The organism is Brevibacillus sp. Leaf182 (genome assembly GCF_001423865.2).
In the GTDB taxonomy this organism is placed as follows: domain Bacteria; phylum Bacillota; class Bacilli; order Brevibacillales; family Brevibacillaceae; genus Brevibacillus; species Brevibacillus brevis_C.
Genome location: NZ_LMPN02000027.1, coordinates 92937 through 107045, shown reverse-complemented (window position 1 = coordinate 107045; position 14109 = coordinate 92937). Strand labels below are relative to the sequence as shown.

Genomic DNA, 14109 nt, shown 5'->3' with positions numbered 1-14109 from the left:
ATCAGCATGTAGGACGGAAAAAGCCCGGCCTTACCTCGGCCAGGCTTTTCTTTCGTATTAGTATCCGCTGCCTGTTGTTTTTGCTCCAGTTACGATGGAAACACCGGAGCTTGTACCGATACGGCTCGCGCCTGCTTCGATCATCGCAACCGCTGTTTCGCCGTCACGAACGCCACCAGACGCTTTTACGCCTACATTTGGTCCTACGGTTTTACGCATTAGCGCGATATCTTCAACCGTTGCTCCACCTGTTGAAAATCCTGTGGAGGTTTTTACATAATCAGCACCAGCTTCTACGGAGAGCTTGCACGCAACTACTTTTTCTTCTTCGGTCAAGAGGCAAGTCTCCAGAATCACCTTCAAAAGAATATCACCAGCAGCTTGCTTCACAGCAGCGATGTCATTTTTGACAGTTTCCAGGTCGCCGGATTTCAGGGCACCTACGTTCAGTACCATATCTACCTCAGTTGCTCCGTTTGCAATCGCATCGCGGGTTTCGGCTGCTTTGGACTCAATGGTGCTCGCTCCCAGAGGGAATCCGATAACCGTGCACACTTTCACATCAGAGCCTGCCAGAAGTTCAGCAGAGCGTTTTACCCAATAAGGGTTTACGCATACAGACATGAAGTCGTGCTCTCTTGCTTCTTGGCACAGCTTGTCAATCATCTCTTGAGTAGCATCAGGCTTCAACAGCGTGTGATCGATATATTTGTTCATGTTCATAGAACTACACCTCTATCCCTAAATGTTCGAATGCAAGGCGAAAAATGCTGTCATTGTTTCGGTATCCTCGTTGCAGTTGCAAATCCCAAGCTTCCTTTGCTGGATGCCAATGAACATCATTGATTTCTTCTAGCTGTACGGTGATCTCCGTGTTGTAAGCTTCCACCAAATAATAATGGACTTCTTTGTCGATGGATTCGCCCGACACCGGATGCGTATACACGTAGGTGATCATGTCGAGCTTGGACCCCAATCGTCCTGCTACGCCTGTTTCTTCCAAAACTTCGCGCAGAGCCGTTTCTTCGATGGTCTCGCCCATCTCCTGCTTCCCTTTTGCGAGTGTTACTTTGCCATAGCGGTCTTCAATCAATAGGAGCATGTACTCTGTGTCTTGCTTCTGGTATACAACGCCTCCTGCCGATATCTCCCTCATATAGCTCGCTCCTTCAGGTAAGGAAGCGCCCCTGTTTCCACTACGCGAACAAAAGTCCCTTTGCAGTATTCCGAGCCTGGTTCATCCAGTCTGACCTTGCAAATCTTGCCGATCATGCTCTCATCGCCAGGGAAGACGACGTTCAGGTAGTTGTCCGAATAGCCCATCAGAAGACCGCTATCTGGTGCTTCCTTAAACGGACGCTCCGGAATGACTTCCAGTACATCCCCTACGAATTTCTTGGAGTATGCCAAGGTCAATTCCTGATTGAGCTCCAAAAGCTTCGCTACGCGCTCGTTCTTTTCCTCTTCAGGAATTTGATCTGTCATACGCGCTGCTGGTGTACCTGTACGCATGGAGTACGGGAATACGTGCATCTCGGCAAACCCGATTTTTTTCATAAACTCGTATCCATTCCAGAATTGCTCTTCGGTCTCACCCGGGAAGCCTACAATGACGTCAGTTGTAATTGCTGCTCCTGGCAATGCTTCGCGTACTTTGACCATTCTTTCGTAAAACTCAGCAGTCGTATACTTGCGGCGCATGCGTTTCAACACTTCGTCATCTCCCGCTTGCAGCGGTACATGCAGATGGCGCACGACACGATCGGAATTGTTGATGACCTCGATCACTTCATCGGTGATTTGGCTCGCTTCGATCGAACTAATACGGATTCGCTTGAGGCCTTCGACTTGATGAAGGTCAAGCAACAGCTTGGCCAAGTTGTAGTCTTCCAAATCCTCGCCGTATCCACCCGTATGAATCCCAGTCAAAACGATTTCCAGATAGCCCGCTTCTACCAGCTTTTGAGCCTGTTCAACGACGCTTTCCGGTTTGCGGGAACGCATCAGACCGCGCGCCCAAGGAATAATACAAAACGTACAAAAGTTATTGCAGCCCTCTTGAATCTTGAGGGAAGCACGTGTGCGATCCGTAAAGTTAGGAACGTCAAGCTCTTCGAACTCGCGAGCTTTCATAATGTTTCCTACTGCGTTGATCGGCGTGCGTTCTGCACGAATTTGATCCACGTACTCGATCAGCTTCTCGCGCCCTTGTGTACCAACTACGATATCTACACCAGGAATTTGCGCAATCTCACTTGGAGAGGTTTGCGCATAGCAGCCAGTTACAGCTACGATCGCCTCAGGATTACGGCGAATCGCACGACGAATCACTTGGCGGCTCTTCTTATCTCCTGTGTTCGTAACCGTACAAGTATTAATGACGTAAACATCTGCATCATCTTGTTCAAAGTCAACTCTCTCGTAGCCGTCTGCCTTGAACAATTGCCAGATGGCCTCTGTTTCATAGCTGTTTACTTTACAGCCCAATGTATGAAAAGCAACGGTAGACATTGCCATTCCTCCTTTTCCGTGAAAAACGTCTCGACGTTTTTCATAAAAGTGGATGCGACCGCTTGCGGTCAACGAAACGATCATGACCGTTTCGTTCCTGCTCATCCTTTGCGAAGTGATGAAGCCTTTCGTTCAAACTGATAGGAAGCGCAGGCCAAAACGTACTGGCTTGCCGTTTCCGTGCGCAAAATGCGTGGGCCAAGGGAAACTGTCAGGAACCCTTTGCTCTCTGCTTGGGCCACTTCCTCAGGAGAGAAGCCTCCCTCCGGTCCAACGAGAACGAGAAGGGAATCACCCGCAGTCATCTCTTCTAGCACTTGATGAATCGTGGTACTGCCTTCTTTTTCATAGGCAATGGCGCAATGCGTATACGACTGGCCAGCTTGAAGTATCTCACGAAATGAAACAGGAGATAAAAGCTCTGGCAAAACAGCACGATGAGACTGTTCAGCAGCCTCCTTGACAATTTTGCGCCAACGCTCCAGTTTCTTCGCTTCTTTTTTGGCGTCCAGCTTTACAATGGTTCGCTCAGAAGAAAACGGGAAAAAAGAGTACGCCCCAAGTTCCGTCCCCTTTTGCAAAATCCACTCCAGCTTCTCGCCTTTTGGAAGCCCCTGACCAATTGTGACCCGGATCGGCAGTTCTCGTTCTTCTTGGAGCATTTCCATTACTTCTGCCCGTACTTCCTTGGCAGAAAGATAGACAAGCTTGGCCCGTGCCGACTTGCCCGCTCCATCAGAAATGATGATTTCTTCGCCTTCCCGAGCACGCATTACATTTACGATATGGTGTACATCGTCTCCGACAATCGTTAGCTCATTCTCAGTAAAGGAATGTGGCTCGACAAAATATCGTTGCATCTCGCCAACCCCACTATTCTATCGTTTTTTTGCTACAATTGCTACCCAGTCATCGATGAAAATGGTTTCCACGACCTCAAGACCCGAAGCCGCCAACGCCGCTTTCACATCCGCTTCACGTGCAGCAATAATACCTGACGAAATAAAAGTGCCACCTGGTTTCAACACGCGGAATACATCGTCGGTGAAACGCACGATGACTTCTGCCAAAATGTTCGCCACGACCACTTCCACCTGCTCCTCGATGCCGTCTAGTAAGTTGTTTTGTCTTACGTTGATATGCTCATGCACTCCATTTAATTCGGTATTGGCCTGTGCAGAGCGAACAGCAACTTCATCCAAGTCCATCGCCAGCACATCTTTTGCTCCGAGCTTGATAGCAGCAATACTCAAAATAGCTGTGCCTGTCCCAACATCATACACTTGATCACCTTTTGCCAGATACTTCTCAAGTGCACGCAGACAAAGGATGGTCGTCGGATGTGTACCTGTTCCAAATGCCATGCCTGGGTCCATCTCAATAATAATCTCATCTGGATGCTTCGGCTCATACTCTTCCCATACTGGCTTGATAGTCATGCGATCAGACACATGGACTGGTTTGTAATATTTTTTCCAGGCGTGGGCCCATTCATCTTCGTGGACATCGTTTACGGCAATCGATGCCTTTCCGATATCCAAACCGTACTCGATCAACTGCGCCAATTGCTCTTTCAGCTCTTCTACAACGTCAAGCAGCTCGCTGCTGTCAACCGGCAGGTATGCTTTAACGAATACGCCCTCGGCCGGAAAATCATCAGGAGAAAGCTGGTAGATTTCGCCAAAGGGGGTATCCCACTCACGATAAAGCACCTCCGGGTCTTCAATTACGACACCATTGGCACCCAATTCATACAAGAGGCTTGACACCGCCTCCGTAGCCTCCGCTGTAGTATGGATACTGATTTCTGACCATTTCACGAATCTACCACTCCCCACATAAGCTCCCAATTGGGCTTTTCATTTAATCGACTTTGCTACATGAAACTTTAGGCAAAAAGCGGACAAAACCGCGACGGATTACTCGCCGCGGAATGCCCGTTTCATTTTTTCGAAAAAGCTTTCGTCTTCTCCTCCATGCTGTCCTGGCTTTTCTCCAGACAGTTCGGCGAGCTCACGCAACAATTCCTTTTGTTTATCACTCAGCTTGGTCGGTGTAATGACGCGCACTTTCACATGCTGATCACCGCGGCCGTTCCCACGCAAATGCGGAACACCTTTACCACGCAAGCGGAAGAATGTTTCTGTTTGGGTACCCGTCGGGATCTTCAACTTCACGCGACCATCGACAGTCGGCACTTCAATCTCATCTCCAAGTGCTGCCTGCGCGTAAGTAAGCGGAACCTCACAGTAAATATCATTTCCTTCACGCTCAAAAAACTCATGACTCTTCACACGCAATACGACGTACAAATCTCCAGGAGGTCCACCGTTTGCGCCCGGTTCACCCTCGCCTGTTACGCGCAATTGTGCTCCATCGTCCACACCCGCTGGGATGTTGAGATGAATTTTGCGGCGTACCTTGACACGTCCACTGCCACGGCAAGTTGAACATTTTTCTTTGACGACTTTCCCTTTGCCTTCGCAAGTCGAGCAAACACGGCGATTGACGATTCGGCCGAATGGCGTGTTCGCCACCACTTCTTGCTGTCCTGTACCACTACAAGTCTTACATGTATCTACTCCGGAACCAGGCTTCGCGCCAGAACCAAGGCACGTATCGCATTCTGCTTCCTTTGGAATTTCCACGTCAGTTTCTTTTCCAAAAATCGCGTCGATAAAGTCAATGCTGAGGCCAAATTGCAGGTCCGATCCTTTGCGTGGTGCATTTGGATTCGAACGTCTGCCGCCACCACCGAAGAACATATCAAAAATATCTCCGAAGCCGCCCATGCCTGATCCATCAAAACCTCCGCCACCGAAGCCCTGATTTGGGTCTTGGTGACCAAAACGGTCATACTGCGCACGCTTTTGTGGCTCGGACAGGATGTCGTAGGCATCCTTTACTTCTTTGAACTTTTCTTCCGCGTCAGCCTCTTTATTTACATCGGGATGGTACTGACGTGCCAGCTTGCGATACGCTTTTTTGATTTCATCAGCGTCCGCGTCCTTTGCTACGCCCAGAACCTCGTATAAATCACGTTTCATCTCCTACATCACTCCCATGACAGTCAACTGTTATCATAGCATGTGACAGACCTGAAAAAAAGTCAAAGTCAGCATTCCGTGACTTTGACTTTCATGGGTCACATCGTGGGAAGTGAGGGAAGATATCTCTCCCCTCACAGTTCCAGCGTGTTACTTTTTATCGTCTACCACTTCGTAGTCAGCATCAACGACATTGTCTTTCTTCGGCTCTTGACCTTCAGCGCCGCCGCCTTGTGCTGCTTGCGCTTGAGCAGCCTGCTCATAGAGCTTTACCGAAATTTGTTGGATGATCTCGGACAGTTCATCTTTCGCTGTCTTGATCTCTTCGAAGTTGCCGCCTTCCAGAGCCGCTTTCACTTTATCTTTCGCAGTATTAGCGCGATCGATTTCAGCTTGGTCGATCTTGCCTTCTACTTCTTTCAGTGTTTTCTCAGTCGTGAATACGAGTTGGTCAGCTTCGTTGCGAACTTCTACTTGCTCTTTGCGTTGTTTGTCCGCTTCTGCATTCAATTCAGCATCTTTTACCATGCGATCGATATCATCGTCGGACAGACCGGAGTTAGAAGTGATCGTGATACGTTGCTCTTTACCTGTACCCAGGTCTTTTGCACGTACGTTTACGATACCGTTCGCGTCAATATCGAAGGATACTTCGATTTGCGGGATACCGCGTGGCGCTGGCGGGATATCGGACAAGTTGAAGCGTCCGAGCGATTTGTTGTCGCCCGCCATTTGACGCTCCCCTTGGAGAACGTGAATTTCTACAGATGTTTGGTTATCCGCAGCTGTAGAGAACACTTGGGATTTGCTTGTTGGGATCGTCGTGTTACGATCGATCAGCTTGGTGAATACGCCGCCCAATGTTTCGATACCGAGGGACAGTGGAGTAACGTCGAGAAGAACGACGTCTTTCACGTCACCAGTCAGTACGCCCGCTTGAACAGCCGCTCCCAGTGCTACTACTTCGTCTGGGTTCACACCTTTATGTGGTTCTTTTCCTGTAAATTTCTTGATCGCTTCTTGTACCGCTGGGATACGAGTAGAGCCACCAACCAGGATAACGCGATCCAGTTCGCTCGGAGTCAGGCCTGCGTCTTTCAGCGCTTGACGAGTTGGGCCCATCGTACGCTCAACCAGTTCAGCAGACAGCTCTTCGAACTTCGCACGAGTCAGGTTCATCTCCAAGTGCTTTGGACCTGTTGCATCTGCTGTAATGAACGGCAGGGAAATGGTTGTAGTCAATACGCCGGAAAGGTCTTTCTTTGCTTTTTCCGCAGCGTCTTTCAAACGTTGTTGAGCCATACGATCCTTGGACAGGTCGATGCCATGCTCTTTTTTGAATTCGCTCACCAGGTAGTTCATAACAACATCGTCGAAGTCGTCTCCGCCCAGTTTGTTGTCACCGGAAGTCGCTTTTACTTCGAAGAAGCCATCGGACAATTCGAGAATGGATACGTCAAAGGTACCGCCACCCAAGTCGAATACGAGAACCGTTTGATCTTCTGTTTTCTCCATACCGTATGCAAGTGCAGCTGCTGTTGGTTCGTTCACGATACGCAGTACTTCCAAGCCAGCAATTTTACCAGCATCTTTTGTTGCTTGGCGTTGGCTGTCATTGAAGTAAGCTGGAACCGTAATCACTGCCTGCGTCACAGATTGACCGAGGTAGCTTTCCGCGTCTGCTTTCAGCTTTTGCAGGATCATAGCAGAGATTTGCTCAGGTGTGTACTGGTTGCCTTCCAGCGTTTCTTTATGGGTGCTACCCATGTGGCGCTTGATGGAGATTACGGTATTGTCTGGATTGGTGATCGCTTGGCGTTTTGCTGCTTCCCCAACGATGCGCTCGCCGTTTTTGAATGCTACCACGGATGGTGTGGTGCGGTTACCTTCCGCATTGGCAATAACGACTGGCTCGCCGCCTTCCATTACTGCTACACAAGAGTTGGTTGTTCCCAAGTCAATTCCGATTACGCGACTCATACAAAATGTCCTCCTAACACTTTACGTCTAGTGAATTTTCGTTTTTTGAGATTACTCGTTCACTTGAACCATCGCCGGACGAACGACGCGGTCTTTGAACATATATCCTTTTTGCAGCTCGGCTACCACAACACCTGATTCAAACTCAGGGTTTTGTGTTTGCATAACCGCTTGGTGGATGTGAGGGTCAAATGGGTTTCCTTTTGCCTCGATTGCAGCCAAGCCTTCTTTATCGAAAACTTGGACCATCTGACGATATACCATGTTTACACCCTCCAAAAGGGTGTCTACTGTCATGGATTCCTTGTCAGCGGCAAGTGCTCGCTCGAAGTTATCGAGAACTGGCAGAAGCTCTTCCACGATTTTAAGAGAAGCGTATTTAGCCAGATCTTCCTGCTCTTTGCGAACACGGCGGCGAAGGTTATCCATATCAGCCATGGCACGCAGCATGCGGTTTTGGTGATCCTCAGCCTGAGCCTTCCAGTGAGCAGCCTCTTGCTCCCAGTTCATCTCGGATGTTTCTGTTTGGTCTGCATCCTTTGCTACTTCTTCCTCGAGAGTCGGGTCTTGCGTTACTTTTTCCTCGCTCAACGTCACTACCTCCTGGCGGCTTTTCCCAGTCAAAAGACTGTTTAGCCATTCACTCCATTTATTTCTCAAACTGCGAAGTCAGCATGCGCGATAGGCCTTCCGCCAAATGGTTGAGCACAGTAATGACCTTGCCGTATTCCATTCGTGTCGGCCCAAGTATCCCCACCATTCCTACTGGCTTGCCTCCAAGCGAATAAGAAGTGGTAATAATACTGCATTGCTTAATCGCGTCTAGCTGGTTTTCCTGTCCGATGCGTACCGTGAGACCATCACCCTGCATGCCGATCACATTCATCAACTGATCGTGCTGCTCTAATAGCTCAAGAATATCCTTGACTTTATCCACGTCCCGGAATTCCGGCTGGTTCATGATCTTGGTAGCACCGCGTAAGTATACTCGTTCTTCTTCTTGTGTCAGCGAGTTGTTGAGGAGCTGAAGAATTTCTTCATACTGCTCCGTATGACGCTGCATTTCACCGGAAATCTCTTGATAAAGACGTTGCCGAAGCTGCCATAGTGGCACGTCGGACAGCTTTGCATTCAACAGATTGACGAGTCTCTCGATTTCTCCGGCACCAATGCCTTCTGGAAGATCGATCAGCTTGTTCTCCACTCGTCCGGTATGCGTCACTACAATCGCGACAGCCTGAGTAGCACTGAGAGGAACGATTTGAATATGTTTTAACCGATGCTCAAATATCTCTGGACCCAAGACAATCGCCGTGTAGTTTGTCAACTGAGAGAGAATTTGGGCAGTGTACTCTACCACTTGTTCTGCGTGGAGAATACGTTCGGCAAACAACTGTTTTAGTTTACCCAACTCAGCTTCCTCCAAAAGATGAGGCTGAATCAAGTTATCGACATAGAAGCGGTATCCTTTTGTAGAAGGAACGCGTCCCGCCGAAGTATGGGGCTGTTCTAGGTACCCCAAATCTTCCAAGTCAGACATCTCGTTGCGTATCGTTGCCGAAGAGAATCCGATGTCGTCCCGTTTGGAAATGGTTCGGGAGCCAACAGGTTCGGCAGAATGAATGTAATTATCGACAATCGCGTTTAAAATCATTTGTTGACGGTCTGATAACATGGATGTCGCTCGCCTCCTGTTGGATTGTTAGCACTCATGCTTATCGAGTGCTAAATCTATATACTAAGGTATCAATAGTAGAAGGATTTGTCAACGAACTTGAGCTAGTTCCAGAGACAAAAAATCTCATTTTTCGCGAGTTTCGCTTTGTACTTAACGAAGAAAGCGTGCAAATACCTCATTTCCGAGCGGAAGCCCCTGTTTCGTCAGCTTCAAAAACCCGTCCTGTTCTTGCAGCATTCCTTTGGCTACCTCTTCTTCTATTATTGTCCCAAACACATCATGAACAGTTGCGCCAAAACGGGATGCAAACGCCGAAAGGTCAACTCCTTCTCTCAACCTCAGCCCCAAAATCATCTGTTCCTCCATGGCATCCTCGCGTGGTACTTCGAATTGTTCTACACGCGGCAGCCCTTCCTTGCACTTCTGCATGTAAATCGCAAGCGGACCAGCATTTACGTGTCGGTGGCCGCACACATAGCCGTGGGCCCCTGCACCCAACCCATAGTATTCACGATTGAGCCAATAGGTTTTATTATGTTTGCTCTCGAAACTCGGTTTTGCAAAATTGCTAATTTCATACTGCTTGTACCCGTGACGCTCCATCTCTTCTATTAAGACCATGTACATCTCAAGCTCTGTCTCTTCAGATGGCAGTGGTAGCTGATCCTTCTGGTAGAGCGTGTGGAACAGCGTGTTCTCCTCCACCTTGAGACTGTACGCGGAGAAATGGGTGGTGCCTAGCCCAAACGCCTTGTCCAACGTCTGGCGGAAAATGTCTAGTGTCTGGTCTGGCAACCCAAACATCAGGTCGATGCTGAAGTTGTCGAAGCCTACTTTTTTCGCATTATCGATACTGCGGTACACAGCTTCTTGGTCATGGATTCGTCCCAGTCGTTTTAAAAGCGCGTCGTCAAAGGACTGCACACCAAAGCTCAGGCGATTGACACCCAACTCACGCATGATTCGCAGCTTTTCCACATCTGTCGTTCCCGGATTCGCTTCCATCGAGAACTCGATATCATCCGCCCAGTACTTGCCCAACTGCTTTTGTACCAGTTCCAAAAACGCGCGCATTTGGGCATGATCGAGAAACGTAGGCGTCCCTCCACCGACAAAAATCGTTTTCACCTGCTCAATCGGCTGCTGTCTGAAGGTGATCTCCATTTCGCTTTTCAATGCGTCTAAGTAATCCCAAATGAGCTGCGGATTGTTCGTCACAAATGAGTTGAAGTCACAGTAGTAACATTTATTCGTACAAAAGGGAATGTGAATGTAAACCGATTGTGGCATCATGTCCCTTTCCCTCCTAAAATTGATAAAATGAAAAGTCAAAAAGTCGGTTTTTCAGCACCGAGAAAGTGGCGAGAACCTGATGAAGGAGGAGCGGAGTGTAGGGGTCCTACATGAGCACCGGACTTCGAAGGTGAACGCCATTTTCGATGCCGAATCAACTTTCATAAATGGCTTCGTGATCAAAAGCCGACTTTTTGACCACCGCTTTTAATGGAAAAGACCTGACACAAGGTCAGGCCTACTTCTTATCATCCATGCGCAATACAGCCATAAACGCCTCTTGTGGTACCTCTACGGAACCGACAGACTTCATGCGCTTCTTTCCTTCTTTTTGCTTTTCGAGCAGTTTGCGCTTACGCGAGATGTCCCCACCGTAACATTTAGCAAGAACGTTTTTACGCAACGCACTGATCGTTTCACGAGCGACAACCTTGTGTCCGATGGTCGCCTGAATCGGCACCTCGAATTGCTGACGAGGAATCAGTTCCTTCAGCTTTTCGCAGATGACTTTTCCACGAGGATAAGCTGTGTCTTTGTGTACGATAAACGACAGAGCATCCACCACTTCGCTGTTGAGGAGAATATCCATTTTCACCAGCTTGGAAGCTTTGTACCCACCTAGCTCGTAGTCAAAGGATGCATAGCCTTTTGTACCCGACTTCAGCAGGTCAAAGAAATCGTAAACGATTTCCGACAAAGGCATGTCGTACTTCAGTTGCACACGGTTCTCGCCCATATACTGCATGTCGAGAAACTCACCGCGTTTACCTTGGCACAACTGCATAACATCACCGACGTATTCTTTCGGCACCATGACTGTCGCCGTAACGTAAGGCTCCTCGACCATTTCGATCTTTTGCGCTTCCGGCATTTTAGACGGGTTGTCGATTTCGAATACTTCCCCGTTCGTTTTGGTAATGCGGTAAATAACGCTCGGCGCGGTCGTAATCAAGTTAATGTTGAATTCCCGTTCGATCCGCTCCTGGATGATCTCCATGTGCAGGAGTCCCAAGAATCCACAACGGAAACCAAAGCCAAGTGCTTGGGAAGTCTCCGGTTCAAACTGCAGGGAAGCATCGTTTAGCTGGAGCTTTTCCAATGCATCGCGCAGATCGTTGTACTCGTTCGTTTCGATTGGGTACAAACCGCAGAAAACCATCGGGTTGATCTTGCGGTAACCAGGTAGCGGTTCAGGTGCAGGGCGATTCGCATCTGTAATGGTATCCCCCACACTAGTGTCTCCCACTGTTTTAATGGAAGCAGCTACGTAGCCTACATCTCCAACCGTCAATTCTTCTACTTGCGTTTGACGTGGTGTGGATGTACCGATTTCGGTTACCTCAAATGACTTGCCTGTCGCCATCATCTTGATCTTCATACCTTTTTTCAAGGTTCCGTTGATGACACGGATGGAGGCAATAACGCCACGATACGCATCAAAATAGGAGTCGAAAATCAAAGCTTGGAGAGGTGCATCCGGGTCTCCCTCTGGAGCAGGTACTTTTTGCACAACGGCTTCCAGTACTTCTTTAATCCCGATACCCGCCTTGGCAGAAGTCAGAACCGCATCGCTGGCATCCAGACCGATCACGTCCTCAACCTCTTGCTTCACGCGCTCAGGCTCTGCACTTGGCAGGTCGATCTTGTTAACAACTGGAATGATCTCCAGGTTGCTGTCCAACGCCAAATACACGTTAGCCAAAGTCTGGGCCTCGATCCCTTGTGCCGCATCCACGACGAGGATAGCCCCTTCACAGGCAGCCAAACTGCGGGATACTTCATACGTAAAGTCGACGTGTCCAGGGGTGTCAATCAGGTGGAGAATGTATTCCTCACCGTCATCTGCTTTATAGTTCAAACGCACGGCATTGAGCTTAATCGTAATCCCGCGCTCTTTTTCCAGCTCCATCGTGTCAAGAAACTGGGCTTCCATCTCACGTGCAGTCAAAGCACCGGTCAGCTCCAAAATGCGGTCTGCCAGCGTCGACTTTCCATGGTCAATGTGGGCGATGATGGAAAAATTTCGTATCCTTTTTTGTCTTTCACGACGATCCATGTGTTGTTCGTTCCCTCCCACGCGAATCCATTCAAACGTTCAGATTGCGCCTCACAAAAAATACACTAACAGTAATTATAACAAACCGATGATATAAAGAGCAACCAAAGAGAATCAGGCATTTGCCTCCTTTTTCTCGTATCCAAACTTTTCCTGTGCTAAAGTGGTAACTAGCATGGAGGTGGCTAGGTGTGAAACTACAGCAAGGCGATTGTTTGGGCTGTCGGTTGGCGCATGGAATCGAAGTAGCGCATATCGTCTATGAAAACGAATGGGTCGCGTGCCTCTTGGATATCGATCCTTTTTCGGAAGGTCACATGCTCATTCTCCCGAAGCAGCATTCTGTAGAGTGGACAGACTTGGATGAACGTACGATGCAAAAGGTATGCGAGGCAGTCACATCTCTGTCCCATGGCCTTAACAAGTTGTACAAGCCCGATGGCATTACTATTTGTCAAAACGGCGGTGCTTTCAACGAGCTGACTCATTTTCATATGCACGTCATCCCTCGATTTCAATATGATGGTTTCGCGTGGAGTGATCCGCTTCACGAGCATGGAGCTGCGAGCCGTTTGGCCGCTACCCGTACAAAAGTGGCGGAAGCATTACACAATCTCTTCGGCGATACCGCCGTGAACACAAAGAAAGAAACGGAGAATGATCAAAGTGAACAGCGTTGACTCTTGCTTGCATTCCTTAACGATATCGGATATTCCTGGACTCATTGCCTTATCTGATTCCGTAGGCTGGGATTACGACGAAGCTGAAATTCGCACAATTCTGTCTATCGGAACCGTATATGGTCACAAAGACACGAGTGGCACCCTCCTTTCATGTGCAGCTATCATCCCCTACGATGACAAGCTTGCGAGCATCGGTATGGTGATCGTCCATCCCTCGTCACAAGGCAAAGGATTTGGCCGACAGCTCATGAAGGCGTGCATGACGTCTGTTTCTACCGATACAACGATCATGCTCATTGCGACTCCAGAAGGCGAGCCACTGTACAAAAATCTCGGGTTCCAGACAGTGGATCGTATTCAAAAATTTATCGCTGAACGCCTTGTGCCTAAAGCACCTCGACAAAACGAAGTCCCTGACGAATTTGAAATTGTACCAATGGCGTTGAACGATTTTCCGGGCGTGGTTGCATTGGACAAAGCAGCACATGGTAGCAGGCGCACTCATTTTCTCGAGACACGCATGAGACAAGCTACTACCTGTCTCGTAGCCAAAAATCGCTCCGGCAATATCATCGGGTATGGCTTCGCCGTTCAAGGCCCAGTCAACCTAATCGCGGGACCGATCGTCGCAGAAAATGCCATCATGGCTGAACACCTCCTGTACAAGCTGACACAACATCATACCGGACGTGTGCGGATAGACGTACCAGATGAGCAAGCAACGTTTCATAATTATTTGAAGCAAACCGGCTTTACACAAGTTTCTCATCCCCCAGTGATGGTTGCGAATGGCCATAGCCTGCCCCGCCGCAATGGGACATACTTGGCGATAGGTGCTCAAATATACGGATAAAAATAAAT

At 48.7% G+C, this 14109-nt stretch carries 13 protein-coding genes; 2 read left to right on the top strand and 11 right to left on the bottom strand.

Translation table 11 applies throughout. The features are described 5' to 3' along the window. Nucleotides 1-57: 57 nt before the first annotated feature. The 11 genes from deoC to lepA form a co-directional block, all read right to left on the bottom strand. A complete protein-coding gene (gene deoC, locus ASG16_RS19890; protein WP_056491071.1) occupies nt 58-723 on the bottom strand; it encodes a deoxyribose-phosphate aldolase in 666 nt (221 codons plus the stop codon). A 4-nt stretch (nt 724-727) separates the two neighbouring features. Beyond that, nucleotides 728-1156 carry an NUDIX hydrolase gene (locus ASG16_RS19885; RefSeq protein ID WP_056491068.1) on the bottom strand — a complete coding sequence of 143 codons (429 nt, stop codon included), beginning with the start codon at nt 1154-1156 and terminating at the stop codon, nt 728-730. After that, on the bottom strand, nt 1153-2511 hold the full coding sequence (gene mtaB / locus ASG16_RS19880; RefSeq protein ID WP_056491065.1) for a tRNA (N(6)-L-threonylcarbamoyladenosine(37)-C(2))-methylthiotransferase MtaB: 1359 nt from the start codon (nt 2509-2511) through the stop codon (nt 1153-1155). Before mtaB ends, ASG16_RS19885 begins: the two co-directional genes overlap by 4 nt. A gap of 101 nt (nt 2512-2612) precedes the next feature. Beyond that, the gene (locus tag ASG16_RS19875; RefSeq protein WP_056491062.1) at nt 2613-3371 is read right to left on the bottom strand and encodes a 16S rRNA (uracil(1498)-N(3))-methyltransferase; all 759 of its coding nucleotides are present in this window, start codon (nt 3369-3371) and stop codon (nt 2613-2615) included. Nucleotides 3372-3389: 18 nt separating this feature from the next. Next, the gene (prmA, locus tag ASG16_RS19870) at nt 3390-4331 is read right to left on the bottom strand and encodes a 50S ribosomal protein L11 methyltransferase (protein ID WP_047072560.1); all 942 of its coding nucleotides are present in this window, start codon (nt 4329-4331) and stop codon (nt 3390-3392) included. A 99-nt stretch (nt 4332-4430) separates the two neighbouring features. Then, nucleotides 4431-5558 carry a molecular chaperone DnaJ gene (dnaJ, locus tag ASG16_RS19865; RefSeq protein ID WP_048032266.1) on the bottom strand — a complete coding sequence of 376 codons (1128 nt, stop codon included), beginning with the start codon at nt 5556-5558 and terminating at the stop codon, nt 4431-4433. Nucleotides 5559-5708: 150 nt separating this feature from the next. Further along, a complete protein-coding gene (gene dnaK / locus ASG16_RS19860; RefSeq protein ID WP_056491059.1) occupies nt 5709-7538 on the bottom strand; it encodes a molecular chaperone DnaK in 1830 nt (609 codons plus the stop codon). Nucleotides 7539-7589: 51 nt separating this feature from the next. Beyond that, complete coding sequence (gene grpE, locus ASG16_RS19855; protein ID WP_056491056.1) at nt 7590-8135, bottom strand: nucleotide exchange factor GrpE; 546 nt, start codon at nt 8133-8135, stop codon at nt 7590-7592. A 52-nt stretch (nt 8136-8187) separates the two neighbouring features. Next, on the bottom strand, nt 8188-9213 hold the full coding sequence (gene hrcA, locus ASG16_RS19850) for a heat-inducible transcriptional repressor HrcA (protein WP_056491053.1): 1026 nt from the start codon (nt 9211-9213) through the stop codon (nt 8188-8190). 153 nt (nt 9214-9366) lie between these two features. Beyond that, on the bottom strand, nt 9367-10509 hold the full coding sequence (gene hemW, locus ASG16_RS19845) for a radical SAM family heme chaperone HemW (RefSeq protein WP_056491048.1): 1143 nt from the start codon (nt 10507-10509) through the stop codon (nt 9367-9369). 238 nt (nt 10510-10747) lie between these two features. Then, entirely contained in the window at nt 10748-12565 is a 1818-nt protein-coding gene (gene lepA, locus ASG16_RS19840) for a translation elongation factor 4 (RefSeq protein ID WP_048032261.1), read from the bottom strand. A 191-nt stretch (nt 12566-12756) separates the two neighbouring features. On the opposite strand from lepA, the gene ASG16_RS19835 reads away from it, so the two are divergent. Both ASG16_RS19835 and ASG16_RS19830 read left to right on the top strand, forming a co-directional pair. Continuing rightward, entirely contained in the window at nt 12757-13245 is a 489-nt protein-coding gene (locus ASG16_RS19835; protein ID WP_111914463.1) for an HIT family protein, read from the top strand. Further along, nucleotides 13223-14101: a GNAT family N-acetyltransferase gene (locus ASG16_RS19830; RefSeq protein WP_056491045.1), complete on the top strand. Its 879-nt coding sequence runs from the start codon at nt 13223-13225 to the stop codon at nt 14099-14101. The genes ASG16_RS19835 and ASG16_RS19830 overlap by 23 nt, the downstream gene beginning before the upstream one ends. Nucleotides 14102-14109: the final 8 nt, after the last annotated feature.

Bases quoted from the DNA above. Each gene is read 5' to 3' on its own strand.
- ASG16_RS19830 (WP_056491045.1), top strand. From the start codon at position 13,223: ATGATCAAAGTGAACAGCGTTGACTCTTGCTTGCATTCCTTAACGATA.
- ASG16_RS19875 (WP_056491062.1), bottom strand. From the start codon at position 3,371: ATGCAACGATATTTTGTCGAGCCACATTCCTTTACTGAGAATGAGCTA.
- lepA (WP_048032261.1), bottom strand. From the start codon at position 12,565: ATGGATCGTCGTGAAAGACAAAAAAGGATACGAAATTTTTCCATCATC.
- deoC (WP_056491071.1), bottom strand. From the start codon at position 723: ATGAACATGAACAAATATATCGATCACACGCTGTTGAAGCCTGATGCT.
- dnaJ (WP_048032266.1), bottom strand. From the start codon at position 5,558: ATGAAACGTGATTTATACGAGGTTCTGGGCGTAGCAAAGGACGCGGAC.
- hrcA (WP_056491053.1), bottom strand. From the start codon at position 9,213: ATGTTATCAGACCGTCAACAAATGATTTTAAACGCGATTGTCGATAAT.
- ASG16_RS19885 (WP_056491068.1), bottom strand. From the start codon at position 1,156: ATGAGGGAGATATCGGCAGGAGGCGTTGTATACCAGAAGCAAGACACA.
- hemW (WP_056491048.1), bottom strand. From the start codon at position 10,509: ATGATGCCACAATCGGTTTACATTCACATTCCCTTTTGTACGAATAAA.
- mtaB (WP_056491065.1), bottom strand. From the start codon at position 2,511: ATGTCTACCGTTGCTTTTCATACATTGGGCTGTAAAGTAAACAGCTAT.
- dnaK (WP_056491059.1), bottom strand. From the start codon at position 7,538: ATGAGTCGCGTAATCGGAATTGACTTGGGAACAACCAACTCTTGTGTA.